Origin of the sequence: Pseudomonas grimontii, assembly GCF_007858185.1 — a bacterium.
Classification (GTDB): Bacteria; Pseudomonadota; Gammaproteobacteria; order Pseudomonadales; family Pseudomonadaceae; genus Aquipseudomonas; species Aquipseudomonas grimontii.
Genome location: NZ_VFES01000037.1, coordinates 1 through 25,307 on the forward strand (window position 1 = coordinate 1; position 25,307 = coordinate 25,307).

General features: G+C 53.7%; 25 protein-coding genes and 1 pseudogene. 15 read left to right on the top strand and 11 right to left on the bottom strand.

Translation table 11 applies throughout. The annotated features are described in order from the left end of the window. Window positions 1–405 precede the first annotated feature (405 nt). Entirely contained in the window at window positions 406–1,470 is a 1,065-nt protein-coding gene (locus tag FIV39_RS31440) for a 2,3-butanediol dehydrogenase (RefSeq protein WP_244176463.1), read from the top strand. Between the two features lie 106 nt (window positions 1,471–1,576). Here the strand turns inward: FIV39_RS31440 and yddG are convergent, their stop codons facing one another. After that, window positions 1,577–2,482 (bottom strand): aromatic amino acid exporter YddG, encoded by a 906-nt coding sequence (gene yddG, locus FIV39_RS31445; protein WP_090401176.1) that lies wholly within the window; start codon window positions 2,480–2,482, stop codon window positions 1,577–1,579. Between the two features lie 103 nt (window positions 2,483–2,585). After that, entirely contained in the window at window positions 2,586–3,362 is a 777-nt protein-coding gene (locus tag FIV39_RS31450) for a helix-turn-helix domain-containing protein (protein WP_090401175.1), read from the bottom strand. 206 nt (window positions 3,363–3,568) lie between these two features. Between FIV39_RS31450 and FIV39_RS31455 the strand changes: the two genes are divergently transcribed. The 7 genes and pseudogenes from FIV39_RS31455 to FIV39_RS31485 all read left to right on the top strand — a co-directional run bounded on the left by FIV39_RS31455 (window position 3,569) and on the right by FIV39_RS31485 (window position 9,436). Further along, window positions 3,569–4,552: a helix-turn-helix domain-containing protein gene (locus FIV39_RS31455; protein WP_090401174.1), complete on the top strand. Its 984-nt coding sequence runs from the start codon at window positions 3,569–3,571 to the stop codon at window positions 4,550–4,552. Window positions 4,553–4,714: 162 nt separating this feature from the next. Then, window positions 4,715–4,982, top strand: a pseudogene (locus FIV39_RS33655) (DUF1254 domain-containing protein); the annotation flags it as partial. A gap of 193 nt (window positions 4,983–5,175) precedes the next feature. Beyond that, window positions 5,176–6,210 (top strand): DUF1254 domain-containing protein, encoded by a 1,035-nt coding sequence (locus FIV39_RS31465; protein WP_090401173.1) that lies wholly within the window; start codon window positions 5,176–5,178, stop codon window positions 6,208–6,210. 72 nt (window positions 6,211–6,282) lie between these two features. After that, the gene (locus FIV39_RS31470) at window positions 6,283–7,125 is read left to right on the top strand and encodes a MipA/OmpV family protein (RefSeq protein ID WP_090401172.1); all 843 of its coding nucleotides are present in this window, start codon (window positions 6,283–6,285) and stop codon (window positions 7,123–7,125) included. 14 nt (window positions 7,126–7,139) lie between these two features. Next, window positions 7,140–7,955 carry an acid phosphatase gene (locus FIV39_RS31475; protein ID WP_090401171.1) on the top strand — a complete coding sequence of 272 codons (816 nt, stop codon included), beginning with the start codon at window positions 7,140–7,142 and terminating at the stop codon, window positions 7,953–7,955. Between the two features lie 13 nt (window positions 7,956–7,968). After that, entirely contained in the window at window positions 7,969–8,739 is a 771-nt protein-coding gene (locus FIV39_RS31480; RefSeq protein ID WP_090401170.1) for a hypothetical protein, read from the top strand. Window positions 8,740–9,016: 277 nt separating this feature from the next. Beyond that, window positions 9,017–9,436, top strand: a complete 420-nt coding sequence (locus tag FIV39_RS31485) for a hypothetical protein (RefSeq protein ID WP_090401169.1) — start codon at window positions 9,017–9,019, stop codon at window positions 9,434–9,436. A gap of 488 nt (window positions 9,437–9,924) precedes the next feature. Here FIV39_RS31485 and FIV39_RS31490 read toward each other — a convergent pair whose 3' ends face one another. Further along, window positions 9,925–10,629 (bottom strand): hypothetical protein, encoded by a 705-nt coding sequence (locus FIV39_RS31490; RefSeq protein ID WP_143513838.1) that lies wholly within the window; start codon window positions 10,627–10,629, stop codon window positions 9,925–9,927. A 691-nt stretch (window positions 10,630–11,320) separates the two neighbouring features. On the opposite strand from FIV39_RS31490, the gene FIV39_RS31495 reads away from it, so the two are divergent. The 7 genes from FIV39_RS31495 to FIV39_RS31530 all read left to right on the top strand — a co-directional run bounded on the left by FIV39_RS31495 (window position 11,321) and on the right by FIV39_RS31530 (window position 18,531). Then, complete coding sequence (locus FIV39_RS31495; RefSeq protein ID WP_090401167.1) at window positions 11,321–11,635, top strand: hypothetical protein; 315 nt, start codon at window positions 11,321–11,323, stop codon at window positions 11,633–11,635. 482 nt (window positions 11,636–12,117) lie between these two features. Further along, window positions 12,118–13,065, top strand: a complete 948-nt coding sequence (locus FIV39_RS31500; protein WP_143513837.1) for a retron St85 family effector protein — start codon at window positions 12,118–12,120, stop codon at window positions 13,063–13,065. Beyond that, window positions 13,062–14,015: a retron St85 family RNA-directed DNA polymerase gene (locus tag FIV39_RS31505; protein ID WP_090401165.1), complete on the top strand. Its 954-nt coding sequence runs from the start codon at window positions 13,062–13,064 to the stop codon at window positions 14,013–14,015. Before FIV39_RS31500 ends, FIV39_RS31505 begins: the two co-directional genes overlap by 4 nt. 383 nt (window positions 14,016–14,398) lie before the next feature. Beyond that, window positions 14,399–15,355, top strand: coding sequence for a hypothetical protein (locus FIV39_RS31510; protein WP_143513836.1), 957 nt, complete (start codon window positions 14,399–14,401; stop codon window positions 15,353–15,355). A 5-nt stretch (window positions 15,356–15,360) separates the two neighbouring features. After that, window positions 15,361–16,095 carry a hypothetical protein gene (locus FIV39_RS31515; RefSeq protein ID WP_143513835.1) on the top strand — a complete coding sequence of 245 codons (735 nt, stop codon included), beginning with the start codon at window positions 15,361–15,363 and terminating at the stop codon, window positions 16,093–16,095. Between the two features lie 163 nt (window positions 16,096–16,258). Continuing rightward, window positions 16,259–16,477: a hypothetical protein gene (locus FIV39_RS31520; protein ID WP_090401163.1), complete on the top strand. Its 219-nt coding sequence runs from the start codon at window positions 16,259–16,261 to the stop codon at window positions 16,475–16,477. A gap of 722 nt (window positions 16,478–17,199) precedes the next feature. Next, window positions 17,200–18,531 carry a hypothetical protein gene (locus FIV39_RS31530; protein WP_146371694.1) on the top strand — a complete coding sequence of 444 codons (1,332 nt, stop codon included), beginning with the start codon at window positions 17,200–17,202 and terminating at the stop codon, window positions 18,529–18,531. Between the two features lie 388 nt (window positions 18,532–18,919). Here the strand turns inward: FIV39_RS31530 and FIV39_RS31535 are convergent, their stop codons facing one another. From FIV39_RS31535 to FIV39_RS31570, 8 genes are all read right to left on the bottom strand, one after another. Continuing rightward, complete coding sequence (locus FIV39_RS31535; RefSeq protein WP_090401161.1) at window positions 18,920–19,129, bottom strand: hypothetical protein; 210 nt, start codon at window positions 19,127–19,129, stop codon at window positions 18,920–18,922. A 63-nt stretch (window positions 19,130–19,192) separates the two neighbouring features. Then, complete coding sequence (locus FIV39_RS31540; RefSeq protein WP_090401160.1) at window positions 19,193–20,035, bottom strand: coiled-coil domain-containing protein; 843 nt, start codon at window positions 20,033–20,035, stop codon at window positions 19,193–19,195. 98 nt (window positions 20,036–20,133) lie between these two features. Further along, window positions 20,134–23,022, bottom strand: coding sequence for a DUF927 domain-containing protein (locus FIV39_RS31545; protein WP_090401159.1), 2,889 nt, complete (start codon window positions 23,020–23,022; stop codon window positions 20,134–20,136). Next, entirely contained in the window at window positions 23,019–23,291 is a 273-nt protein-coding gene (locus FIV39_RS31550) for a DUF3077 domain-containing protein (RefSeq protein ID WP_090401158.1), read from the bottom strand. Before FIV39_RS31550 ends, FIV39_RS31545 begins: the two co-directional genes overlap by 4 nt. Further along, window positions 23,288–23,572 (bottom strand): hypothetical protein, encoded by a 285-nt coding sequence (locus FIV39_RS31555; protein ID WP_090401157.1) that lies wholly within the window; start codon window positions 23,570–23,572, stop codon window positions 23,288–23,290. The genes FIV39_RS31550 and FIV39_RS31555 overlap by 4 nt, the downstream gene beginning before the upstream one ends. 527 nt (window positions 23,573–24,099) lie before the next feature. Further along, entirely contained in the window at window positions 24,100–24,405 is a 306-nt protein-coding gene (locus FIV39_RS31560) for a hypothetical protein (RefSeq protein WP_090401156.1), read from the bottom strand. Further along, window positions 24,402–24,635, bottom strand: a complete 234-nt coding sequence (locus FIV39_RS31565; RefSeq protein ID WP_047279826.1) for a helix-turn-helix transcriptional regulator — start codon at window positions 24,633–24,635, stop codon at window positions 24,402–24,404. The genes FIV39_RS31560 and FIV39_RS31565 overlap by 4 nt, the downstream gene beginning before the upstream one ends. A gap of 119 nt (window positions 24,636–24,754) precedes the next feature. After that, a complete protein-coding gene (locus FIV39_RS31570) occupies window positions 24,755–25,003 on the bottom strand; it encodes a helix-turn-helix domain-containing protein (RefSeq protein WP_090401155.1) in 249 nt (82 codons plus the stop codon). Between the last annotated feature and the right edge of the window lie 304 nt (window positions 25,004–25,307).

The following is a 25,307-nucleotide window of genomic DNA, read 5'->3' on the forward strand; positions in this document are numbered from 1 at the left end:
GTTGGGTTGCGCCGCAGCCCCAAGACCAGGCGCAGAGGAGTGCCTGATACACCGCATTCGTCGTCATCAGGGGCGCTTCGCACCCCAACGCGGGGCAAGCCCGCTCGCCACAGGTTACTTTTTACCCTTTCTATTTCTTGACTGACTGGCATTAGGGCTTGCGCTGAGACGCAACGTCTCACGGTCTCATCGCACTGCGCACGTTCTGGCATGGCGCGTCTCGTTTGACCTCGATACCGCCCATCCTTGCGGTTCCATCCGGCGGCTCTAAGAAAGGCATGTCCAGGCGTTTTTGCACAGCTGGCACCGGCCTTGCTCTGGCCCCTGGCAACCTACCCGGCGCGTCAGTGCCCACCGTTTCAAGGAGACTTCGCTATGAGCCTTTCGAGCAACTCGCAACGCAGCATGCGTGCCGCTGTCTGGCATGGTCGTAACGACATCCGCGTCGAAGATGTGCCGCTGCCCGTTTCACCACCTGCCGGTTGGGTGCAGATCCGCGTGCAATGGTGCGGCATTTGCGGGTCCGATCTGCATGAGTACGTGGCCGGCCCGGTGTTCATACCGGTTGACGCCCCGCACCCGCTGACCGGGATAAAGGGCCAGTGCATTCTCGGTCATGAGTTTTGTGGTGAGATCGTCGAACTCGGTGCCGGTGTGCAGGGTTTCAGCGTCGGCGAGCCAGTGGCGGCCGACGCCTGCCAACACTGCGGCACGTGCTACTACTGCACCCACGGGCTGTACAACATTTGCGAGAACCTGGCCTTCACCGGCCTGATGAACAACGGCGCCTTCGCCGAACTGGTCAACGTGCCCGCCAACCTGCTGTACAAATTGCCGGCGAACTTCCCTGCTGAAGCCGGCGCACTGATCGAGCCTCTGGCCGTCGGCATGCACGCGGTGAAAAAAGCCGGAAGCCTGCTCGGGAAAAACGTGGTGGTGGTCGGTGCCGGCACCATCGGCCTCTGCACCATCATGTGCGCCAAGGCGGCGGGCGCGGCGCAGGTGATCGCGCTGGAAATGTCCGGCGCACGCAAGGCCAAGGCCCGGGAAGTAGGGGCGACCCATGTGCTCGATCCGAATGAGTGCGACGCCCTGGCCGAAGTACGCCGCCTCACCGGCGGGCTCGGCGCGGATGTCAGTTTCGAATGCATCGGCAACAAACACACGGCCAAACTCGCCATCGACCTGATCCGCAAGGCCGGCAAGTGCGTACTGGTGGGCATCTTCGAAGAACCCAGCGAGTTCAACTTTTTCGAGTTGGTGGCCACGGAAAAACAGGTACTCGGCGCACTGGCCTATAACGGGGAATTCGCCGACGTGATCGCTTTTATCGCGGATGGGCGGCTGGACATCTCGCCACTGGTGACGGGGCGCATTCAGCTGGAGGAGATCGTGGGGCAGGGCTTTGAGGAACTGGTTAAAAACAAGGAACACAATGTGAAGATCATTGTGTCGCCTGCTCGCGTCTGACGCGCCCGGCTGACTGCGGCACTCCTTGCCCCACGCCTGATTCCCCACGCAAGCCAGAGGAAGGGGAGTCAGGAGTGGGCACGAGCGAAAACTCGGCCCGTCGAGATCACCGTGAGGTCGTGCGTGAGCCTGAAGTGGCGATGACCGCCCCCGTAATGATCAACACGGCGGGGATCATCAGGATCGGCTTGGCATCGCTTTGCCCCACGGCAATCAACAGCAGCGTGGAGAACAGCGGCGCCAGGTAAGACAGGGCGCCCAGCATCGATAGATTTCCGTGCTTGGTCGCGTGGTCCCAGGCAAAAAAAGCCAGGCCTACCGGGCCCAGCCCCAGGGCAATGATCGCCGCCCACTGGCCTGGCTCAGGCCGCACCGTGGTTTCGAAAGCCAGGTGGCAGAGTCCCCCGGCCACTGCCACCAACCCGCAGATACCCCCGATGATGCTGCTCGGAACATGGCTGAACCGCCGGTTGAACACCGAATAAATCGCCCAGACCCAGGCGCAGGCAAAGGCTGCGGCGTAACCGATAACCGGCATCGACGCACTGTCACTCCGGGCCCGCAGCTGCATGATGAAGGCCGTCCCCGCCAGGCCGAGCAACGCGCCCAGCAACTGGCGCTTGCGCAGCGACTCGCCGGTGGCAACGCTCGACAGCAGCACGATCAGCAGCGGCCACAGGTAGGCAATCAGGCTGGCTTCAGCCGCAGGCGCGGCCTTCAGGGCAAAGAAATACAACGCGTGATAGACGAAGATCCCGGCAAAACCCGTTGCCCACACAGACCAGGGCTGGCGCCAGCTGCTGAACCCTGCAGCGCCGCGCAGCCCCAGCACGCACAGGCTGGCCACGAACGCGACCGCGAAGCTCGAAGCCAGCAACTGAAAGGCCGGGATCCCGGCGGTCAAGGTGGTCAGAAGCGCCAGGCACGCCCACAAAAACACGGCAATCACGCCGATCAGCGTCGCACTGGCGGCGCCCTTGGCAAGGGTGATGGAGGGATTGGAAGTGCTCATGCAAGCCCCGTCTGCAGATAATCCTCAAGCGGGAACACTAGAACGGTCGAGAGCGCGAGTATTGATCAGGCCCGCCCAAGAATTGTTCGGGACTGCTGTTTTTTCAGTGGTCTCGCCCTTGTTTACGCACAACGGCCGGCGTCAGCTGGCGGGCTTTCTTCAGGGCATGGGTTAACGCACTCTGGTCGGCGTATCCGGCGCGATGCGCAATATCAATGATCGACAAAGACGTTTCGCGCAACAGGTCAATGGCCAGATTCAGGCGCAAGTTCGCGATATGCGAGAACGGCGTTGTATTCAGGTGCTGCCCAAATAGCCCATACAAACGCCGCTCACTCGTGCCCGCATAACGCGCAATATCATGTGCCGTCAGGGCGCTGCCCAGGTGCTGCTCGATGTAGGCCAGCGCACGAGCAAGAATGAACTGGCCGGGGTCGCTGCGCGCAACCTCGGGCTGCAATAACGAACACAACAGCAACCGACTCCAGGACTCGGCCATCGCGAGCGAGCCGACCAACCGTGGCCCGTTGCTGCTGGCGTAATCGAGCAAATGCCGTATATCGGGCCTGACCGCAAAAAAGCGCTTGTCATTGAGAGGGCCAAATGACGCAACCGTGCCCTGCTGCGCTTCGCCAAAGTCGGTCGAGACGTCCAGCACCAGGAAACTGTTATGGGCGTTGGCCAGGAACGTATGCCGGGAACCTGCAGAAATCACTACCCCCTGGCTCGCATCGACCTTGCCACCTCGTCCGTCGACCTCAATCTCCATCGAGCCGGATTGGGGAAGCACGATTTGATGAAAGTCATGCTGGTGAAGCTCAACCTGACCTGAGTATGAGCGCAACGAGAGAGAGAAGGATTGGGGTGCGGTGGTGCTCATCCGTGAGTCTCCGGGGGGGCGTAGACTTATATGAGAGTTATGAAGTTTGCGGTGCGAATGTCGAAAAGTGGTGATCTTGTCGCTGAATTGACTATCGTGGTTACTGTGCTGTTAATAGCGCGACTTTGGCAAGAAGTTTGCTGGTGTTCACCATCGTGCCAAGACGGTTTTCAAGTGCATTACCTTTAAAACAGGTTCTGATACCCATGACGAATGCTACGCCAGCCATCAAACTCAGCACACTTAGGCAAATTGCCCCCTATTTGAGTATGCGGGGGGTGGCACCACTGGAGTTCTTTCGGCGTTTTGGCATTTCCCCACATGTTTTTCAAAACCCTGAAGCTTGGGTATCGCGAGCGGCCTGCTTTCATATCGCCAATGAAATGGCTGCTATCGCACAGGACCCCTTCGGCGGGGCGATGATCGGGCACCTGACCGATGTGCGCTCAACCGGCATGTGGGGCGAGTTGATATTGGGCTCGACCAACCTCGCTGAGGCGTGTGCAGTGGCGGCAGTCCATACGGATTTGGTGCATCAGGGAAGCGAAGTCAAAATTGTCACCGAGGGCCGTACGGCTAAACTGATCCAACACTTTACCGGGCACCACGGGGCTGATCCGAAACAGGTCATTTTCGGCACGCTTGCGGTGCTTAGAAAAGTGCCGCTCATGTCCGGCGCGCCTGGCGCTATACGGGTACATCTAAAAAACTCGAGAGAGCGAGGCGACGAGGCGCTTGAAGAGTACCTGGGCCCAAACCTCGTAATGAACGCTGAGTACAACATGATCGAATTTGATCGTGAGTTGCTCGAGATTCCCCTGCAGCCTGTTCGAGATATTGCCTGGAAAACCACCCAAGCCTTGAGGTCGACTGCTGACGTAGCTGACGTGCTCGCGCAGCAGATCGCGGATCAGGAACTGTCCAAACTGGTCACTATTTCAAGAAAGATTGGACTGTCTGTTCGAACACTGCAGCGGCGTCTCGAACATTGCGGTATCGACTTCGACGCTTTACGTGACGAGACTCGTCGCAGTGAAGCCCTTCAACTGATTGCCAGCGGTAGATACAGCGCGACCGAAATTGCATATATGGTCGGCTACAGCGATCCAGCGCACTTTACCCGAGCCTTCAAGCGTTGGACGGGGAGCGCGCCGTCGCTCTATCGTGCCCTCTTGAAACAAGGCCGTTAACATCCTCGTCTAATCTCTCCCCCAAAATATTTGGCCCTTTCTGGGGCGACCTTCGTGTGCGCGCGTGTTTGCATTGCGTTTGGCGCCAAATGGCAAGTTTGCGCCAAGGCGTTCTTATACAGTCAAAAAATTAACGCCAACTTATAAAAGCAAGAGGTTGAAATGTCTCTTTCATTCACGACCTGCATCCTCACCACGGCGCTGGTAGCTTTTTACATGGGGAAGACGGTGGCAAGTGGCACTCTGGGCAGGTTTGTTCCTGGCCGCGAAGCGGTGCCCATCGACGCCCAGAATGTGGTCCGGAGGAATCGGGACGCGCTCTATTTGTCAGCCGTGTTCGATCTCGATGCAGACCCCGTCACGATCACTTTGCCTGAGACCGTTCATGTTGATGGCGGGGATCAATGAAGATGACTACGTCCCCGCCGTCGCACTATTTTGCCGCCTTGAAACAAGACCGCTGACATCCTTGCCTAACCCCTCATTCAAAACATTTGGCCCCTTGCCGGGACGGTCTTCACGTACGTGCTTGCATTGCTTTTGGCACCAAATGGCAAGTTTGCGCCAAGGGATTCTTATACAGTCAAAAAATTAACGCCAACTTATAAAACTAAGAGGTTTAGATGTCCCATTCATCTACGGCTTGCATCCTGGCCATCGTGCTGACAGCTTTTGGAAGTGCGAAGGCCCAGTCATCTTCGGAGGTGGCAATACCGGTTGGTGTGGATAACTTTGTCCGTGCCGAGTCCGACCTCTACATAGGAAAAATGGTGGCAAGTGGCAGCTTGGGCCGGTTTGTTCATAGCCGCGAAGCGGTGCCCATCGACGCCCAGAATGTGGTCCGGATGAATCGGGACACGCTCTATTCGTCAGCGGTGTTCGATCTAGATGCAGGCCCTGTCACGATCGTTTTGCCTGAGGCCGATGGGCGCTTTATGTCGATGGCAGTGATCAATGAAGATCACTACGTCCCCGTCGTCACTTACGGTGCCGGCCGCCGGACACTGACGAAAGAGGCAATCGGCACACGCTATGTATTTGTCGCTGTGCGCACGTTCTTTGATCCCGATGATCGTAAAGACCTTGAAAAGGTACATGCACTGCAGGATGCAATCACGGTCAGTCAGGCCAAAGTCGGGGAGTTTGTAGTACCTAAGTGGGACCAAGCGAGCCAGACAAAGGTGCGTGAGGCTCTGGAGGTCCTGGGGTCGACGATCCCTGATTACAATCAGTCCTTTGGCCCCAAGGGCGCGGTCAATCCAATCCATCACCTGATCGGCACTGCGACGGGGTGGGGGGGGAACCCAGCCAAGGACGCTATCTATCTCGGTGGCGTGATGTCGGAGAACGATGGGAAAACCATTTACCGCCTAAAAGTTGGAGATGTCCCGGTCAATAGTTTTTGGTCTGTCAGTGTGTATAACACCGAGGGTTACTTCCAGAAGAACCCCTATGACGCCTATTCGTTGAACAACCTCACCGCCAAGAAAAGTGAAGATGGCTCGATTGTTATCCAGTTCGGTGGTTGCGACGGGAAGATTGCTAATTGCTTGCCTACCCCACCTGGTTGGAACTACACGGTCAGGCTTTATCAGCCGAGCGAACAAATACTGAATGGCAAATGGCGTTTCCCTAAGCCGCAGCCCGTTGCACTCTAATTAATAACTTCCGACATTTATAACTTGGCATGCACGCCAATAAGTTTGGTTATGCACCAAAGGAAAGAAGCAATGACAACCATCGGTGGTTCAAACTTTTTCAAATATAAAGCGACGCTCCTGGCAAGTGCGACCCTCGTCTTTGCGATGGCGTTGCCTGCACACGCAGACGATTCAAGTGAGCCCTCCGTGACCGTCGGTGGTGGACTCGCCGTTGGTCCGCTGTACGAAGGCTCTTCACACTACGCCGCGTTCCCGTCAATGAAACTCAAAGCGGTCCTGCCGACTGAAAACTGGGGCAAGTTTACTGCGTCCTTTCCGGAAGGGCTGCGTTGGGACCTGCCGGGACTGTCTCCTTTCGGGATCGCCCTGTTGCTGGGTTACGACCCGGGTCGCAAGGAAAGAATCCACACCCTGGGCGGTCGTGATGACTACTTGAAGGGCATGGGTAATCTGGACAGCACTGCCCTCGTCGGGGCGGAAGCGTATTGGACCCTGCCAGCCGGTCGCCTGTTTGTTCGCGGCCTGCAAGCCAGCCAGAGCCGCGATTATGGTGGCGAGAGCCTGGGGCGTACCGCCTACCTGGAAGCCGGCTATGCCACCGCCTACGCGCTGTCTTCGACTTTAACCCTGGACTCGACCGTGTACGGCACCTGGAGCAATGACAAAGACATGATGGCGCGCTTCGGCGTCACCGCCCAACAAGCAGCGCGTACCGGCTTCGAGGAGTATCACCCGGGAGGCGGGATGCGCGACGTGACCCTGAAGCTGGGCCTCACCTGGCAATGGCAACCACAACTGGCACTGGAAGGCGGCATCAAGACCTACGCGCTGGTCTCCGATGCCCGCAACAGCCCGCTGACGGGTGAAAGCGTGGGCGCAGGCGCCTATCTCAACGCCCTTTACCGGTTTTGATAAGGGAGCACTCGATGAAAACAGTACATAAACAGTGGGGGCTGGCCAGCCTGCTCTGGTCGGGGCTGGTGCTTGCCGACGACACTGCCACGAAGGTTACGGACCCTCACTTCAAACTGGCTCCGGGCTATCTAAACTCGGCAGACCTGCCCCTGCGCCTGGCGTTGCTGGGTGCCCCACCAAAGCCTGACTCTGCGGCGCTTGCACGGGATGAGGAAGCGCGACGAGCAGCACTGTCGCTACGCGGGACGGCCCGGGAAAAACTCGCCGCAGCGGACGCAGAGCTGTCATTCCCCGGCCCGGCCAGTGCATTCTCCTGCGCGATGGGCACGCCGATCACCGAGAAAACCACCCCACATCTGTATACCTTGATGCAGCGCACCCTGACTGATGCAGGCGGTTCCACTTATGCCGGCAAGAACGCCTACAACCGCACCCGCCCCTTCGTAGCCCACAACGAAGGCACCTGCCGCAAAGACATGGAGCCGCTGTTGCGTACAGATGGTTCCTGGCCGTCGGGCCACTCCGCTGCCGGTTGGGCCTGGGGGCTGTTGCTGGCCGAGATTCAGCCTGCACGTGCAACCGAGTTGATGACCCGCGGGCTGTCATTCGGCCAGAGCCGGGTCATCTGCGACGCACATTGGCAGAGTGACGTCGATGCAGGTCGCATCATGGGGGCTGCGACGGTAGCAAGCTTGCATAGCGACCCGACGTTCCTTGCCGATCTGGCGGCCGCGAAGGAAGAGGTCAAGGCTGCGCAAAAAGCCGGTTTGAAGCCTACAGAGGACTGTGCGGCCGAGGGCGTGGCGCTCTCGCTGACTCAGCACTGATCAGGGAAACACCATCATGCATAGTGACAACCCTTGCTCGGCTTTGCTGCGCAAGCACGCACGTCTGGCACTCCTGGCAGGCATCTGTATCTGCGTCGGGCCCGCCATGGCGGCAGATAATGATGACTGGACGTTCAACGGCGGACCCTACGTATGGGGCGCAGGCATTCGTGGGCACGTGGGTCATAGCAGTACTGGAACCCAGTTCATAAAATCCGATTTCTCCGATATTGCCAAGACGGTCGATATGTCGGTGATGCTGATGGGGGAGGCGCGTCGGGGCCCCTACAGCGTGCTCGCCGACCTGATGTACATCGACACCGACACCCGCAACCGCCTGCCAGGAGGCGCCAAACTTGAGGTAGAAAGCAAGACAGCCTCCGGGTTCCTGGGGGGCGGCTACACCGTGCTGGGTGATGAAAGCCGTCGACTGGATGTCGCCGGTGGCGTGCGCGTCTGGTACAGCGGCACGACCCTCACCTTCCATGGTGGGCCTCTTGGTGGCTTATCGGGCTCTGACAATGCGACATGGGCAGACGCCATGGCAGGCCTGCGTGGGCACTATGCCGTGAACGATCGATTCTGGTTGTCATCCTGGGGGATGGCGGGCGCCGGGCAGTCTCGGGAAGACTGGGACCTGGCAGCGCTGGCAGGCTGGGAGTTTTTGCCTGGGTTTTCAGCGGTGGCCGGTTACCGGGCGATGGGGGTTAATTATCGCCATGATGGCTTTGTTTACGACATTGTCCAGAAGGGGCCATTGCTAGGTATCAGTGGGCGATTCTGAGGCTTTCATAGCAAAGTCCCCACAGCCCAAGAGCTGCCCCCCCCCCCAACTGTAAACAGGATGGATGTCCGCTATTCAGGAGGCCCCTTGACCACTTCGAAAAGCGAATGCCCGGCTAGTCGGACATTTGCTTTAAACCTCCGCAGAGTGCGTCTCACACATCCTCGAATGCAGGCCTTTTTGTTGCCTGGAATTTGCCCTGGCCGCAAATAGGTATCGGGCTAAACATAATATCGTTTTGATTTCACTCGAAAGGACTGTCGTGGAGACCCGGCATATGGTTCAAGAATTCAATTACCACCGTGAATGGGTAGCAGCGCTTGATAAGTACGAGAAACTCCTGATTGAAAAACCCGACCGCCGCTGGGAAGGGCTGCCGGGCGATCAGCACACCCGCATGGCACTTGGGCTTTACAAACTCAAATGTTTCGCCGAGCGCATGCTCAAAGGCAGCACGGCAATCTGGGCCAGACGGGAAGCCATGGACGAACTTCGGCTCCATTTGATTAGCGAGCATCACTGGACTTTACAGGACGTGCGGCGAATACAGGACGAAGAGGATTTTGTGTTCCTCCTTCATGATGAATTGCAGCAGATGAAACTGACCGAGCAAGAGGCCGGACCTGTTCGGCAGTGGACGGATCATCTTGGGTCAAGGGGTGAATACCAGCAGCACTACCGGGATTCCGCTTTATAGTCGTACTCGACACTCCACGGGTGCCAGTAGGAAGCCTCGCGCTCATACCAGGCAGCCCTGCTTTCGCGCAGAGAGTGGTTCAGCCAGACAATAATTGAGTTCTGACTGCCTCAAAATATTGTTTTCCCACCTCAAGCACGTCCCGAAACTGGGTCGGGATACTTGTCGTCGGCTGCATCACTGCGCAAGTCTGTATCCCCGGAGTTTGAATTTTTCCGAGGATACGCAAGGGATACACGGTGTGAAGATATGGGGGTAGACAGGGACGGATAGCCAGAAACAAGAAAGCCCGCACAGGGCGGGCTTCTTGGGGTGTTTCGTGGGCTGTCTGAGACAGCCCGAGACTGCTATATGGTGCCCCGGCGTCGTTTGAACTGAGCAGGGAAGGAGCTGTATTTGCTGGGTATCGTTGAGTTGGATTCGGTTAGGCATACACGTAGGCATACACGAAACACCTTGCTGCATAGGATGTCGCAAGGATTTGATCATCAGATATTTGCGTCTAATGCAGCGTTAAGAGCTATCCCAACGCTTACGACGATTTCAGCTTGGCGCTTGTATTCCGACTCCAGCGTGGGTGTAACCCAGCGCTCCGGATAGATTTCCCCCCCATACTCAAAGCGCGAAAATTTCAGCCCGTGTGGCATCTCGCTGTCACCGGTGCAGTCTAGCGAATAGTTGGTTTTGACGACGCTCCGATGCTTTGAGTGGTTTGTGATCGCTGACAAATAGATGAAATCATCGTGTTCAACCAGTGTTTTCAAATGCCGCTTTAGTTCGCCTTCAGGGAGATTACGGGACACCGACCGTATTCCTATCTTGTACGCTTCTATGGTTTTGCTCGGGTCTAGGTTCATGCCAAAGGCGTAATACAGGGTATGGCTTAGCAGGTCTGCGACTGTGTGCATGCTCTGTAGACATGCGGTGATGTGGGCAGCGGCTTGAAAGCTCGCTTTCTGGAATGCGGCGCTAGCTTCTTCATCCGCTCCCATTATGAGTTGCATTATCTGCATTTCACTGTCTTCTGAAGTGGCTACGTCTCCAATTAAACGTCGGGCTTCGTGGTAGTGATATCTGGCAAATTCTCGGCGTTGATGAATGGAATCCAGTGAGGGAGCGATTGCTGACTTCTGGTCTCGTCCGTAAAGACGTTCAACTGATGATCTAAGTTGTTTCAGGTCCCATACCGGCATTTTTGCTGATCCTTGCGAGGTGAATATGATGTCAATTTATTCTATTGACTCTAGCCACGACAGATAACTGCCGGGGACCCTGGACAATTTTCTATAGCACGGGGCATGAAACCCGCGGGACTGCGTTAGCGGCAGCCGTGCCAGCTTACTGAAATTTCAATGTTGAAATTGAAAGGATCTTGAAGAAAAAAGGGCATCGTTACCGTATTGGTAATGGTGCTCGCAGACGGCTCAAACGTTAGGGCAAATGCACAGGTGAACTGGAGTTCACCTGTTCACTAAGCTGGGTGACTTTCCGCTAACACGATCCTGCGGGTTCTATGCCCCGTACCTTTAAGAATGCTCCAGGGTCCCCACTATCGAACCAAAGCCAAGAGCATGACCCGCCTCGCTTCGCTGGAGGAGCAATACCAAATGGGGCTAGGGGATTACCCTGATAAAACCGTGTTACGGGTGTTACGCGTGTTACTTAAGTAGGTAAGTCTATGATTTTAAATGATTTACATGGCGTTACACAGCAGGGGCCGGTTTGCCGATATGCGTGTTACATGGCAAATAGGTGTTACATCAATGAACGCTCTGGGAGGAGCGGTTTGTGATGATTAAGGCGGTTCTTATCAAATTAGGGGCTTTCGCTTAGAGGGCCGCTATCGGCGCTGCCCGTCGGCACCAGGGAATAAGGAGATTGATCATGTGGCTCAAAAATGTAGTATTTGCGCTGTTGATTTGCCCTCACGTCACCGCCTGCTTTAGCAAGCCATTCCAGCCCCCCACGGCCGATGCCGACTTGTGGGAGAAGCCCGGCGGCAGTCATCAGGATGTGGTTGCGTCCATGTTGGCGTGTGGTGAGAAGAATGGCTCCGGCGTTGATCCCAAGGCCAGCTTCCAAGAGATGGCCCAGCGATTTGTATGTATGAAGCGTGCGGGCTATACCCGGCGTGACGGTTTCGACATCTGTGCATTGCACCCTAAGGAGCCGTTGAAGGCCTGTGAGTCGGCGCAATGAAGCCATAAAGGCATCGCACGGTATTAAAACTCGTTAGGGCGAGTTGCCCCAGGTATCTATAGATACATCCAGCTGACTGCTTCCGGCCAGAAGCTGACTCCCAATATGAGCAGCTATGGGCAAAGCCAATCATTTGTTAGGCCGTCATAAGTAGGGTTCCCAAGCAATCCCATCACTTCGTTTGGTCATCGCTCTCATTGCCGTCCGCAGGGCTTTATCCAGTCTTAAGGCATTCATAGCTTCTGAAGAGTGGGGAGAATACTGAATCGTTGACAGTGATGGCGCTCTGATCTAGATTCGACATCTCTTTACGCGTTCATAGCTTGATGGTTTCCGTCATTGCTTAGTCAGGCGCTTCGCCAGACTCAATTACATTGCGTTGTTTTATTCCGCAGACAAGATCTGCGGCCCTACGCTCGCTTCGCTCACTCCGGTCCACAGATCTTGTCTGCGGCTGATTCTTGGTAAAGAGCCCCCATCGCATGGATCCGCGACAAAGAACTCTTGCAGACGTTGATCTTGATCAGAGCAAGGTTCATTTCTCAAAAAATCCAATCGTTTTGCTTTGCGGGGGACACGTTCCAGAAAAGGAACATGCGGACGCTGACGACCCTCCAGTCCGTTCTCTTCGCGATGCTGTGAAGCGCAAAGCGCTTCAGATGGCCGCGTCACCGCATATATTCCGCCCGGAAGAGATAAAGTCGTGGCACGAAGATGGTGTCTTTAGAAACCTTATGGATTTCGAAGCCGATCTCGGTAGTGTTTGCTCATTGGTGGCTATCGCAGTTGAAAGCGAAGGTGCGATTGCTGAACTGGGAGCATTTTCTCAGTTGCCAGATTTCAATAAAAAATTGATTGTTTTTGTTCCTGAAGAGTATGCGGGTGCTAACTCATTTATTAATCTTGGAATACTTCGCCATATTAAAGAGAAGCATGGGACAGGGGTGAAGGTTTATCCTTGGAGTCCGAAATATCCAAATGACATATCTGATGATGTGGTAAACGACGTTCTTGAGGATATTGCTTCGGAAATATTAGAGCTTCAAAAAACTCAGGCCTTCAACGTTAATAATAATATTCATCTTATTGTGTTGATTTATGAGTTGCTCAAATTGTTTGTTGCCCTTAAGGAAAAAGAGCTGATTGATTCAATAAGAAGTTTAGGTCGGGAGGTGCATAGGGACGACCTAAGACGAAAGCTTTTTCTTCTTCAGGAATTCAGGCTTGTAAGGAAGATTGAGTATAGCGATTCAACGTTCTATGCATGTGATGATGATACTTTTCATAGCCTTCGCTTCGTCCTAAAATCAGGCATAGCTGTTGACCCTTTACGTTTGCGTGTTGAATGTGTTGATTATTATAAAGTAACAGGGACTGAAAGGAACCGGAACAGAGCGATTGATCGTGCGAAATTGGGAGGCCATAAATGATCCTGTATGACTTCCGCAAACATATGTCAGAAATTTTATCCCTATCAGAGCATGATGTGGCTCGATTGATAGTGAGAGCACCTTATGCATACAAGCGTTACTTTATACCAAAAAAATCTGGTGGTATGAGGCCTATTGCACAGCCCGCAAAAGAAACTAAAGTAATACAAGGTATTCTTGTTGAAAATTGGTTCACTCATCTTCCGGTTCACGAATGCGCTGCAGCATATCAGCAGGGCTCAAGTATCAAGGGTAACGCAGAGCGGCATAAGCAAAACAGTTATATCGCCAAGTTTGATTTTACAAATTTTTTCGGTTCCATAACTGAATTGGATCTAATAAAGCATTTGTCGTATGTGCTTTGTGGGAAATTAACAGCGCAAAGCATCAAGGATATAGCACGAGTCAGTTGTGTTAGAGAGCGATCTACTTCTCGACTTGCTCTTAGTATTGGAGCTCCAAGCTCGCCAATTTTGTCGAATTCAATAATGTATTATTTTGATCTGGCAGTGGAAGCCTGGTGCAAGGATCGAAATATAGTTTACTCCCGCTATGCGGATGATTTGACGTTCTCAACGAATGATAAAGGCGCAATGTTCGATATTGAGGCTTTCATTTTGGAGGTCCTTGACAAAATCCCCTATCCAAGACTTCAAATAAATCCAGCGAAAACAGTGTATGCCTCTAAGAAAAGGCAGCGCCGAATCACTGGATTAATTATAACCAATGATAATAATGTTTCTTTGGGTCGCGATAAGAAGCGCTTGATTAGCTCGATGATTCATCATTATATGCTAAATAAATTAGATGAGGAGTCAATACTCCACCTTCAAGGGTTGATGGGATTCGCTCAAGATATCGAACCGCTATTTGTTGCAAAAATGAGAGGTAAGTATACAGGGGAAATAATTTCGGACTTGCTCAGGCAAAGAGGAAAAAAAATCAAGTAATATGATTTTTCTACGTTTGGCGGCCTACATATCACAACCGTAGAAAAACCAGTATGCTTGGTAGCCTTTTAAATCGTTAGTCTGATTTCACGAATTCTATGTTGAGTGGTTCGACAGTGAGCGGCAACATTATTGGAGTTGTATGGTTCGCGCGGCGTGGCTTTTTAGACGTGGCGTATTGACATTATCTTGTGGGTGTTATAGTTTTGCTATAATTGCAAATTCGTGCACAAAAAATAGACGAGTTAAATTACGCCATGGACGCCCTGCAAAATTCCGATATTGTTGTTAGGCACGCAAATCTGAAGTCTAAGTGCTGGGTGGTGAGACCTGGATCTAGGTATAGATTTATAAATAACTTCCTCGAGATGGGTTGCATTGCAATGGCGCATCTTGATGACTCTAGTCCTGATGAAGATATCTTTGAGGTTCTTCGTGATGCTAAGGGTGAAGATGTTTTCACAATCTGTGACGCAATAGAGCCAAATCTAACGATCAATGTACGGGGGCAAGTTCTATCTTTTCTAAAGGAGATGGCTGTTGGCGACGTTGTATTTACTTTGTCGGGATCCAATATTTACCCTGGAGTAATTAGCGGTGACCCTTACGTTGCCACTCAGGCGTTTTCTGACTCTGAACGATTCATTGTTAGAAGATCTGTAACTTGGGGCGATCCAATTGAGCGTAGTAAGATCCCCGTAACTTTGGCTAAAAGTTTTCACGCTTATCAAGCAGTTTTTTCTTTGGGGGACAACTCAAAAGAAATTCATCATTGGTTGAGTGCTTTTTTTGTAAGTGAAGGAACATATTATAGTAGTCTCCGCGTCAATCAGGCTGGCGACCTTAGTCATCACTCATTAAAAAACTTGTCAGAAGTTATGGATCGGCTTCAGGTTTTATCTCTAATGATTGGGGATAACGAGGGGTTTGATTTTTCGAGCGATCTAGTGACTCTAGAAACTCTTCTAGACGTTATGAAACGCTTTGATCGAGAAAGTTTGCTAGTCCTTACTTCGCAACAGGTAATGATGTCGCCTGGAGATATATGGTACGGCTTTAAGTCAAGCTCACTGCGTTCAGGTGTTGCTTTTCTTGTTGGGCTGGCGTTGCTTTTTAATCAAACCATTGCTTTCGCAGATGCAGAGCTGGAGAGAATCAAGGAAGAGGTAACTCCGGTGATTACGCAAAACCTTCCAGCTGTTAAAGACAATGTGGATCTGGAGGCCGTTAAGCAGGCGCTTTGGGTGAAACCTGCTGGTCAGAATCGATCCTTCGTAGATCAAGAGCCTTCTCCGGAATTGTTCCCTCAAGATGGTACTCCGCGATACTCAAGCAGGTAGGGATTATGTCGACCATGTGGGTATGGATTATCTGTTTGGGGGCTTTAATCGCCCTAGCGTTTGCCGTGCTCAATTTCAGAGTCATTCTACACGCACGCGTGTACGAATTTTTACGACATCATCAGGCGTATAATAATTTTGTTATAGCCTCCTGTGCGCTTGCAACATTACTGTGGGGAGCATATACCTTTGACGCCCTACAGCAGAAAGATCGGGCTTTGGCAGAGCTGGCGGATATTCAAAAGCGAATTAAAGATACAGAATCTACATTTTTATCAGTCAAGGTTTCAGTAGTTAAAGCTAGCGATGGTTATTATCTAACCCCGACAGTAACCATTAAAAATAGTAGTAATGAAGCTATCTACTTCAAGCTTTGCCCGGATTCTTTGTCTGTAAGCAAAATATCATACAACTTTGAGGGGCAAGCGCGGGCTGATAAAACGATTTTTCCGCTGCTTTATGAAAAAATATCTGATAGTCCACAGGTAAAAAATAGCCCACTTTTCGATTTGCGAATTCCAATTGCATCCGAGCGAAATCTAAACTTCTTCGCAGCGGTTAAGGATGCTGGAGTTTACTATGTGACTTTTTCAGCTCTGTCTTCAAAAGATGCCGCGCAAGGAGCCGATGTTCAACAATGCAGCTTTAGTTCGAATATTAATATATCGGGAGGAAATAAGATCAATGGAAAAGACTCCATATGGTTCGCTTCGGCATACGTGATTGTTATCGGTCAGTAAAGCAGTAATTTCTCCAGTGTATAGTACTGTTGGCCTAGGCATGAATAATCACGCATCGGCGGCTGCTCTTGGCCGATAACTGACTTTCTGATCGGAAAGGCCGAACTGAAAGGGCTGATGGGCAGCTAGTACGCTTGAGTCCCTCTAATGATAGGAACCTGACATGGGACATGATTCCTCGTTGCAGATCGAACGCGCCGCTTATGAGGAGTTCGTTCGGCTTTGGAGTCAAGGAATCTTCGAGCATCAGCGATTGGGCCAAGCGTTTTACAACCACTTCAATCTACACAAACTCACCGATCAGGCCGGATTACACGGTCTGTATGAGGCCGACGGTGATAAAGCCTCACGCTTGATCTTGAGGCTTTTCCACCTTCACTGAGTGGCAGCTATCGACCGATTCTGTTGAAAAAGTCGGCTTGCTCAAAACGCTCGAATATTGATGGATGAAAACATCTCGTTTGCACGCTGCTACGTGAAATCAGACTCCTGAACCTTTTGTGCAAAACTCAGATTTCAATCTCAGGCGCGTACTTTTCTGCCGTGGAATTAGAAGCCGACTTTTTCAACAGAATCGACCCAAAGCGGTCACGCCATCATTGCTAATGCGCAGGCATGAACACAGCGAAGATCACGAAGAGCCTTCCATAGACCTGATTAAAATGAGGCAATTTCTGAGCCAGCCAAGGCCTCACCTTATGCACAGAACTCGCTACGCGAAATTCGACTCCAAACTCCAACACGGCATGCGTCATCGATAAGGATCACCGATTGGGTAAAACTGATGGGCGGTTGTAAGTCCTGTTTGACGCCGCAGCCGTTGACGCCCCAGCTAGTAACGGTGGGTTGCGAGAGGCCACCGGCACCATCAGCATCATCGACTCGACGATCTAGGACTGAGCGTCCTCAAGACCTGTCAAACCTATGTGCGGAGTAACATTACCCTTCATTAAACCAATCTGAAATTCTATAGCTTCTCCGAATCTGTTCGTAGCTCGTCCTTCACGTAATTACCCGCCGATTGACCGTAATAGGCTTTTTGGGTAATGTCAAAAGGCCAGACTGCAGTGACGAGTCATATTAAGGCTTTTAGGGAGATTGATAATGCAGGAATTAGCTTCTTATTCATTTGTTGCGAAGTTGTCAGGTATTGAGAGCGCTGAAAAACGTTTCCATACTTTAGACGAGCTGTTTGTTGGATGGATGCGGAAAAAGGGTGTGACAGATTTTACGCAAGAAAAAGGAAGATTCCGAAGCAACAATGAACAGGCAGTGGGAAGTTATACGAGAACTATTGTGGATAACGCGCTGGGCCAGTTGTCTGATATTTTAATGATAGATATGGTTCCGAATGAATATGCGTTTATAACAAGTATAAAGTTTGGTCGGGTTGAAGATGAAGTTTCTGTATATTGCTCGCTGTCTGCAAAGAAACTCTCCCATGTTATTTCCCCGCTTAAGTTTTATCCTCGCTGCCCCTCGATAATAAGAGATATAATAAATTCATATGATGATTGGGGGCTAGGGGGCGAATCGGTTCCGCTCCCCATGCCGGTTGAGTATTTCGGAGAGGATAAGGGGGGGGTGTTGTGTGAGAGGTTGCTTGATGAAAGCAGGCACTTCCCTATTATGATAGTGTCAACTGATGAAGTAGTTTGGAGTGACTTAGCCGACAGGCTGGCCAGAGATTTGGTAGGGGTCGCCCATGTTGCAACTGTTGATGAACATGCATCGTGGGCTCTTACTGACGAGTTAGGTAAGCAGAACTCTTGTTATCTCGGCGCAGTCCGGCTTTACTGGCCATTAGGAGTGCAGGATGCTCTCCGCTCTACCGTCTGGACTGCGGAGCAGCTTGAGGACAGATGTGGGACGGATGTTGCTGGGGCGAATAAGTTTTTATCCATTGTACGCGAGATGGTCATGGAAACGTCTTCCTTGTCTCTTTCGGTGCCCAAAAGTTTGCGCGAAATCTCGAAGCGTGAATTGCGAGACCGTATTGGTCGTTCGAATGCTCAGCAGCGAGAGGAAGAGTTAAACTCTATAATTGATGAAAACAGCACCCTGGCCGATAGTTTGGATGAGGCGAGGGCGGAAATTTCCAGGTTAAAAGGTAAATTGACCTCTCTATACTCTGTAATGGCTCAGGCTGGCGTTGAGGAAGATGAGGGCGTTGAGAGTGAAGAAGAGAAAAAGCTCTCTGATACCCATGTTCCATTTGTGCCCGGAGAGGCAAGGTACTACAAGAAGACCAAAAAAAGTGGGCGTGCTGACAATCTGGTTGTCACTAGCGTCTGCAACCATAATTCCTGGAAAACATTGCATAAAGCTATTCAAGCTGAAAAGGGGGTTCTGAAGCTGGAGGGCAGCAAAGATTACAAGACTATCCAACATTGCAACGAATGCACTGGGGGGGGGCTATGGAAGGTTCAATGGTAATACGCTGACGCTCTGCAAGCTCGTGGAGGCCTCGGATAAGGCTCTATGGCGGCATTTCTGGCTGGCAAAAGCACAAATGTTTTTACACCGATTGAGTGGCCGCTCCTGGCCGAGGCTGTGTAAAAACAGTTTTGAGCGCGACCGCTACTCAAAACCGGACTGAAAATCGCGCTTCTACGGGAAATCTACATCTGCTGACGTGCCGATAAATTTCAGATTTAACGCAGATGCGCACACTTCAATTTTGGCGAAGCGTTTTTACACACTCTGGGCCGAAAGCGGTCCTAAGCCCACAGCCGCCAAAGATCAGAAGCCGAAAAATCTAGAGGCTTGTTTCGTAATGGGACGATCTAGAGAAGCGGACGCTGCTTAAGCTTCCGCTTCTTCATCAACTGCTCTTTCTTTTGAGCTGGAGGTCAATGAAATCAAGCTCTGCCTTGATTGCACCAATCGTGAGCGCCTCAACTTTGGTGTCTTTGTTTGCTCTTGCGTTGAGCTTTTTCATGCCCGCTATGACGGCAATTATCCCGCTCAAGTGAAGCTTGCGGGCCTTTAGGTAATCAGGCACCTGAGCACTGCTCTGTGGTGGTTTATTCATGGTTAGACCGATGGTTGGCCCGAAGCAGCCGACCCTCGCCGGTTGCTTCGGGGAGGGTTCAGGTTAGGCCGCCAATAGGTCAAGTAGGCTGTGTTGATGTGAGCGAGTCGCGAGTTCTCGCCAGGTCCAGCTTCCGAAGTGCCCGCCTTGTTCAGGGATATCAAGCTTCATCAACGCAACCGGCTCTCTGTTAATCAGATTGCGTGCTGCCCACAACTTACCGCCGGTTTCCAGCAGCGCTTTGGCGGCCTCGTTCCATTTTTCTTCTAACACGGTGTTTGCCAGATGAGCCGCCTCATTCTCGATCTTTGCGTGTTCTTTCTGTGCCTCCGTGATGTGTATGTCAATCGTCACCAGCTCCTGCTCCAGGGCGGTAATCAGTAACTGTTGGCGGCGGTTATGCTCAACCGCAGCGGTGAGATTTTTTGCTGCTTTTTGAGCTTCCGCATTGGCAGCTTTCTCACCTTCCACATCGCCCCAGGCCACAGCCTGCGCATAGGCGGTGGCTGCATCCGTTTCAGCTTGTCGAGCCTTTGCCATGTCTTCATGAGCGCTCTGGCGGACCTGCTGTAACCGGGTCTCGATGCTGGTGTGCTTCTCGTTGAGTTCCATCTCGTCGGCTTTCCAGTTCGCCATATCGCTGAGATAGCCTGCAGCCAAGCTCTCACGGTTTGACAATGTCTCAAGGCGATCAATCTTCTGGTTCAGTGCGCTGATCTCCAGATTTCGCGAGTCGATGCGTCTTTTGTGATCGTTGATTTCATCCTGTACGGCCCGTTGACGGCCCTGTTGGATAACCTCTGGACTTTCCAGTGCCGCTTCAAAGGGCGCCAAGTCGAGCCGAATACTCTCGACTTCGAGGGTCAGTTGGTCGCGGCGGTCCTTCAATTCTTGGATAGTGTTCATCTGCATTGTCTCTGGGTGGTGTGGTTGATAGGGATGGTTGTCGAATGGCTGGCGAGGCCGGGATTGAGCCGGCGCTACCTCGATCAGCAGGCATGCCGTCAAGCGGCCTTGGCCTCGTGCTCATCCGTTCCAGGGACTGTCTTCACCACATAGCAGCGCTGAGGGCCTAGTCCAGGTAGGCGGATTAAGCTGTACGCCTTTCCATCGCTTCCTGGTTCGAGCACGCCCCGTTGCAGCAGCTCCTTGTTCACCGCACTGATGTTCATGCCCTTGAAAATCTCAGCCCTCCAGGCTTCAGGTAGCACGTAGTAGGTGTTGGTGGTGTGCAGGGCATCGCCCATGCCGTGTTCCAATGTCTTGCGAAAGCCCAACCGATCAATCGTGCGTGGTCCGTGCTCATCGATCTTGGCGGCGGCAGATTCCCAGCGGGTAAAGCGGCTTTCTCCAAAGCGTTCGATGACCTGCCTCAGCCGCGCCAAAATCGCATCACCCTCGAAGTTACCGGCGCCGCCGCGTTCGGCCAGCCACGCATGCAGACACACGCGTGCGGCAGTCGTGGCTGTGCCATCCGGCCAGCCGGTGACGCCGAAGGCGGTGGCCAACTCACCGGCTGCTGCTGCGAGACCGAAGCGAAGGGCGGCACGTTGTGCTTGACCACTGGCCGACGCGGGCAGGTTTTGGGTAATGAATTGTTCAACCGTGCGACGAACGATCACCGTCCACCTGAGCATTTCTCCAGGTGCACACAGTGCGTGCAGGAAGGCGGTGAGGGGCGTGCCGTAGTATTTGGCTACTCGGGCCTTGAGCGCATCGGAGAGGGCGGCGGCGTCTTCAAAACCGTTCAGCACATCGAACATACCGAGACCTTTGCTCGCATCGGCTGGGACGGCGAGCATGCGCACCTCCATACCGGCTTTCAGCTCCTTGTTGGCATCCGCCATGTGCTGCGCCAACGTCTTCTCGCCGGTCGAGAGAAACAGCAAGCGCCACTCCTGCACCTGTCGGCCCGCTTGTCCTCGATCATTCGCCCGGGCCTTGCCGGTGCCGTTGCCGAGCATGTACACCGTCTCGCCAATAATGCGCGGGTCGCACATGCCGATTTCATCCAGTACCAGGAGACCGTCTGAGTGTGCGGCGGCGATGGACTCCAGGGCGTTATCCGTGGAGCGCCACGAGCGCACCAGGCGAGGCCCACCATAAACCGAGGCTGCGACTTGCAAGTGAGTGGTCTTGCCGCCGGAGCTGTCGCCGTAGAGGTGGAAGCCGCCCGACTCATGTCCGAGCATGTTCAACAGTGGGCCTGCAAAGGCCACAGAGACGACAAACGCCAAGCGGTGGTTGCCAACGCACAGCGCGCCGATTTGTTGCTGCCATTGCTCCAGAGAGCCGGCCTCGCTGATCGGTGGCAGTTGGGCACCGGCTTCATAAAAATGCAGGTGCTCGGAGTGTGAGCCGATCTGTTGTTCTGGTAGAAGGAATGCGTTGTCGTGCCAACCCAGGCGCGTTACCAAACGTGCGCGCTGGGCGCTGTCGAAGCCACCGAGGTAACTCTGCAGATCATTGCGTGCGTTACGCCCAGACCGGCTTCCCGCGAGGCGCAGGCCCATGTCGACCAGCGGCCCGAGTACATCCTTGCCGAAGTCGCCGGTCATGGTTCGTGCCGGAATGTTCCAGCGTTTTTTTGCGCCGTCCGGGTCGTCGAACTCGACCAATAACCCCCAGTTGTGGCCCTTGTCGTCGCGAGTACGGGCAATGATTTCGAGAGGCGAACACACAGGACGCGCCTCGCCATCATCGCCGGAATAAAACACCCCTTCAGACGTCAGGCGAAAGCCGCCCGGCAATAGGTCATTTTTCGATTTCGCAGGGCGTTTGGCGGGCGCCTTGGCCTTCTGTTCTTGAGGTTCAGTTGGCTCAGCGGCACTGCCGAAAAACTCACCGCTGCGCGCCAGCTCGGCGACGTGGGCAGCGGTCCAGCCTTTGGCTAACGCATCCGCTGCATCGTCGCCGTCTGCCCATTTTCCACCCTTGATGAGCGTGGGCTCTCCGCCTTTGCTGCTGGGCTTGAGCTTGAACACGTCGAGCGAGACTCGTTGTACCGAAGCGACGCCCAGCTCAATCAACTTGAGCTCGATGGCGTCCATGCAGGTCTTGCCGCTGGCATCGTTATCCGGCCATAGCACCATCGTGCGCCCTTTGAGTGGCGTCAGGTCGGCCTTGTGCCAAGAGTTGGAGCCGTTCGGCCAGCAGGTGGCGACGTAGTCCGGCATAAGCTCAGCAGCGGCATCAGATGCTTTCTCTCCCTCACACAACACCACGGGCGCATCGGCGCGCTGTGCCAGCTCATCCAGGCGCAGCAATGGCCGAAGCTCGGGCAATCCTTGCCAGCGCCATTGTGTGGTTTGTCCATCGGCGCGCTTGCACCAGGTCAACGGCGCAAAGACCTTCCTCGGTTTGCCGTCTTCATCGGGGCCCAGGTCGAAGCGATACAGCGCCATGACTGGCTGGCCCTGCACATCGCGATAGATCCACACCTTGGACGGGGCGCCGTGTTGCCGATGTTTGGCCGGGCACTTGTTCATGGCCTCGGCCGGGATCGGCTGAATCGCGATCCACTCCGGCGCTGCGGCCTTTGTCGGTGAGTTTTTGGTGGTTGCAGATCCTGCGGAAACGCTGAGCAGATCCGCCAGCTTTTTGCAGGCCTCAACGTCGGTGCCGCCATCGATGTAACGCACCAGGTCGATCAGGTCACCGCCCTTATCGCCGGTGGCAAAATCCGCCCAGGTGCCTTTGCTCAAATTGACCTTGAGTGAGCCTGCGCGTTTGTCCGTGCGCGTGGGGTTCGGTGCGGTGTATTCCTTTCCGCCGTCGACGCGTTTGCCATTCGGCAGCCAATGAGTAAGGACGCGGTCGATGCTCTTCAGGGCAGCGCTTTTTACGTCGGCAAAGCTGGGGCGTTTTGAGGTGTTGCCGGTGCGCTGAGTCATGGTGCGATCCTCGACTCAAGCAACGCCTCGTTCACGTCGTCGATCAGCGCCTTAGCCATCTCGCCGAGGTAGAACGCAGGCCAGCTAAAGCGCTCGCCCGCATCGCTGATGGCGGCGTCGAGGATCAGTTGATTGGCGTGGTGCAGAATTTGGGAGACGGCTTCAAGTGCGTCTTCCAGCGGGATACCGGCATTCACCCGAAACAGGTTTTGGCCGTTACCGTTGGCAGGAGAAAACTCTGAGCGTCCACGCGTGCTGGAGTAGGTCATAGCGCACCGCCTTTCTGGCCCATCGGCACAGAAGAGGCATCACCGTACATGGTGAGTGTTTTGATTAAGCCCAAGGTGCCGCGCACGTCCCAAATAACAGACGACAGCACGTGGTTGGACAGCAGGGGTTTATCGCCGTCTAAGTGATCTTCCAGCAGCATGAGAACTGAATCGGCACGGTCTAGCGCACAGGTGATGGCGTCGATAGGCAGACCGGCTTCGGCGTCTTGGCTGACGCAGAGCAGATCCTCGGGTAGTGCAAAACCTGGGAGCATGCTCATTGGGCACCCCCTGCGGCTTCCAGGGCGCGAGCCTTGGACATATGGGCGTTGTAACGGGAAAGGCGTGTAGCGAGGCTGGAGTTGGCGTGTAAAGCGGCGAGAGCCATTGCTCGATGAGCAGCGGCGCGAATTTTGGACGGATTGAGGGCAGGCATAGGTGACACTCCAAGTTTGAAGATGGAGCTGCCACTGATCGTCGCCAAACGAATTAGGGTGGCAGCTGTGCGCAGGTTGGCGAACCGGGAACTTGGAACCCGGCAGACCCGAAGGTCTCCCACGCACAGCTGCCATAACACGAAACGGCAGGCACAAAAAAAGCGCCTGCTGTCGGATGGGGCGCCTGTGCGCCAAGTAACTCGGGTCGCCAAACCCGGTCGCTGAATTTGCAGCGACGGGCACACAGTAACGCCCGTTTTTTGAAAGTGCAACTGTGCAGATCTCTTGCGGATTTTTTTGATGCGGCATAAATTGATCAGGCATGTAGATTTACCTCAACGCCTCCGGTTGCCGCCGGAGGCGTTTTCGTTTCAGGCATTGGCTTCCCAGCGCAGGGAGAGCAGTGGCAGGAAGTCGCCGTCGAGGCAAGATCGTGCATCTTCGTAAGCGTCGATTTGTTGCCTTTCATCTACGATCACTGCACGCGGGGCTTCATTGGGTACTGACAGTGCGCACCAGGTGCCGTCAGCCCATCGCATGACTAGAACTACTCGATTAAGGCATTTTTGTTGCGTTCTGTGACGCTCAAAACGTTGCATCCATCGCGACGAGAAACCGACTTTTCTGAGTACAGAGAAGGGCTGCAAAATGGCCTTGTTAGCGACACGATTCGTCATGCAGCCACCCGGTCGCGGGCCGCGATACGCGCCCGTGTCCAATTCAAAATTTCGGCTAATACCCAAGCGACCGGAGCCCCACGCGCATTGCTGTCGGTGAGCTTCACCGCTTGCGGAAAGCCGCTCTCTGGCTGGCTCATAAGTTTGTAAACCGTTGCGCGGCCGATACCTGTCAGGGCTATGACTTGATTGATGCGTATCAGCGTGGCGGCCGGATCGAACTGTCCCATTTCCGTATGAGGCGCGCTGATCGGCAAGCATGCTGATCCGCTAGGGGCCTTTTGGTGACTTTCTCGTGGAGTGGAGGGGGCAAGCCCCACAACTTTTGCAGATTGCTTTGGGGCGCTCATCAGGTCCTGTCTCCAGCGATTTTTGCAGGTGAGCGCAGTTGGGTTTCAAGCCACGCGACTACGTCTTGGGAGCGATAACGAACCCGAGATCCGGTTTTGATATAGGGAAGTGAGTTGCTGCGAGAACTTCGCCAGGCGGCAAGCGTTCGGCTGGACAGGCCTAGTGCATTAGCAACTTGGTCGGTAGTGAGCAAACAAGCAGGGGGGAGAGAGGTAGTGGAGTGGTCTGAGGTGTCGTGAGGCTGCATAGCGCGTTTCCTGTCGTAGTTCGTACAGGCCCCAGCTATGTAAACGATTTTCTATTTTTTAAAAGTTTTATTTTTATAGTTTTCGACGCAGGTTTTATGGATAAGACAATTTAAGTGAGCAAGATCGCAGCAAAGTTTCAGTTTTTTCCGGGGCTGTCCTACCTTGCCCTACTGGTTTTCTATACAGTTATAAATCGGAAAGTTAGAAATGAAATCCAGTTAAGTCCCGACGAACGGTAGTCCCCTGAGCCCCTTCTGGTAGTCCGATAACAGCGGTCCCTCCTTAGTGTGGGGCGACCAATAA

What these genes read in the sequence shown, in the direction of transcription:
- FIV39_RS31550 (WP_090401158.1), bottom strand. Translation starts at nt 23,291, where the DNA reads ATGACCTACTCCAGCACGCGTGGACGCTCAGAGTTTTCTCCTGCCAAC.
- FIV39_RS31495 (WP_090401167.1), top strand. Translation starts at nt 11,321, where the DNA reads ATGTGGCTCAAAAATGTAGTATTTGCGCTGTTGATTTGCCCTCACGTC.
- FIV39_RS31520 (WP_090401163.1), top strand. Translation starts at nt 16,259, where the DNA reads ATGGGACATGATTCCTCGTTGCAGATCGAACGCGCCGCTTATGAGGAG.
- FIV39_RS31535 (WP_090401161.1), bottom strand. Translation starts at nt 19,129, where the DNA reads ATGAATAAACCACCACAGAGCAGTGCTCAGGTGCCTGATTACCTAAAG.
- FIV39_RS31505 (WP_090401165.1), top strand. Translation starts at nt 13,062, where the DNA reads ATGATCCTGTATGACTTCCGCAAACATATGTCAGAAATTTTATCCCTA.
- yddG (WP_090401176.1), bottom strand. Translation starts at nt 2,482, where the DNA reads ATGAGCACTTCCAATCCCTCCATCACCCTTGCCAAGGGCGCCGCCAGT.
- FIV39_RS31485 (WP_090401169.1), top strand. Translation starts at nt 9,017, where the DNA reads ATGGTTCAAGAATTCAATTACCACCGTGAATGGGTAGCAGCGCTTGAT.
- FIV39_RS31475 (WP_090401171.1), top strand. Translation starts at nt 7,140, where the DNA reads ATGAAAACAGTACATAAACAGTGGGGGCTGGCCAGCCTGCTCTGGTCG.
- FIV39_RS31465 (WP_090401173.1), top strand. Translation starts at nt 5,176, where the DNA reads ATGTCCCATTCATCTACGGCTTGCATCCTGGCCATCGTGCTGACAGCT.
- FIV39_RS31470 (WP_090401172.1), top strand. Translation starts at nt 6,283, where the DNA reads ATGACAACCATCGGTGGTTCAAACTTTTTCAAATATAAAGCGACGCTC.
- FIV39_RS31500 (WP_143513837.1), top strand. Translation starts at nt 12,118, where the DNA reads ATGGATCCGCGACAAAGAACTCTTGCAGACGTTGATCTTGATCAGAGC.
- FIV39_RS31540 (WP_090401160.1), bottom strand. Translation starts at nt 20,035, where the DNA reads ATGAACACTATCCAAGAATTGAAGGACCGCCGCGACCAACTGACCCTC.
- FIV39_RS31545 (WP_090401159.1), bottom strand. Translation starts at nt 23,022, where the DNA reads ATGACTCAGCGCACCGGCAACACCTCAAAACGCCCCAGCTTTGCCGAC.
- FIV39_RS31530 (WP_146371694.1), top strand. Translation starts at nt 17,200, where the DNA reads ATGCAGGAATTAGCTTCTTATTCATTTGTTGCGAAGTTGTCAGGTATT.
- FIV39_RS31570 (WP_090401155.1), bottom strand. Translation starts at nt 25,003, where the DNA reads ATGCAGCCTCACGACACCTCAGACCACTCCACTACCTCTCTCCCCCCT.
- FIV39_RS31560 (WP_090401156.1), bottom strand. Translation starts at nt 24,405, where the DNA reads ATGACGAATCGTGTCGCTAACAAGGCCATTTTGCAGCCCTTCTCTGTA.
- FIV39_RS31450 (WP_090401175.1), bottom strand. Translation starts at nt 3,362, where the DNA reads ATGAGCACCACCGCACCCCAATCCTTCTCTCTCTCGTTGCGCTCATAC.
- FIV39_RS31455 (WP_090401174.1), top strand. Translation starts at nt 3,569, where the DNA reads ATGACGAATGCTACGCCAGCCATCAAACTCAGCACACTTAGGCAAATT.
- FIV39_RS31440 (WP_244176463.1), top strand. Translation starts at nt 406, where the DNA reads ATGCGTGCCGCTGTCTGGCATGGTCGTAACGACATCCGCGTCGAAGAT.
- FIV39_RS31510 (WP_143513836.1), top strand. Translation starts at nt 14,399, where the DNA reads ATGGCGCATCTTGATGACTCTAGTCCTGATGAAGATATCTTTGAGGTT.
- FIV39_RS31565 (WP_047279826.1), bottom strand. Translation starts at nt 24,635, where the DNA reads ATGGGACAGTTCGATCCGGCCGCCACGCTGATACGCATCAATCAAGTC.
- FIV39_RS31515 (WP_143513835.1), top strand. Translation starts at nt 15,361, where the DNA reads ATGTCGACCATGTGGGTATGGATTATCTGTTTGGGGGCTTTAATCGCC.
- FIV39_RS31490 (WP_143513838.1), bottom strand. Translation starts at nt 10,629, where the DNA reads ATGCCGGTATGGGACCTGAAACAACTTAGATCATCAGTTGAACGTCTT.
- FIV39_RS31555 (WP_090401157.1), bottom strand. Translation starts at nt 23,572, where the DNA reads ATGAGCATGCTCCCAGGTTTTGCACTACCCGAGGATCTGCTCTGCGTC.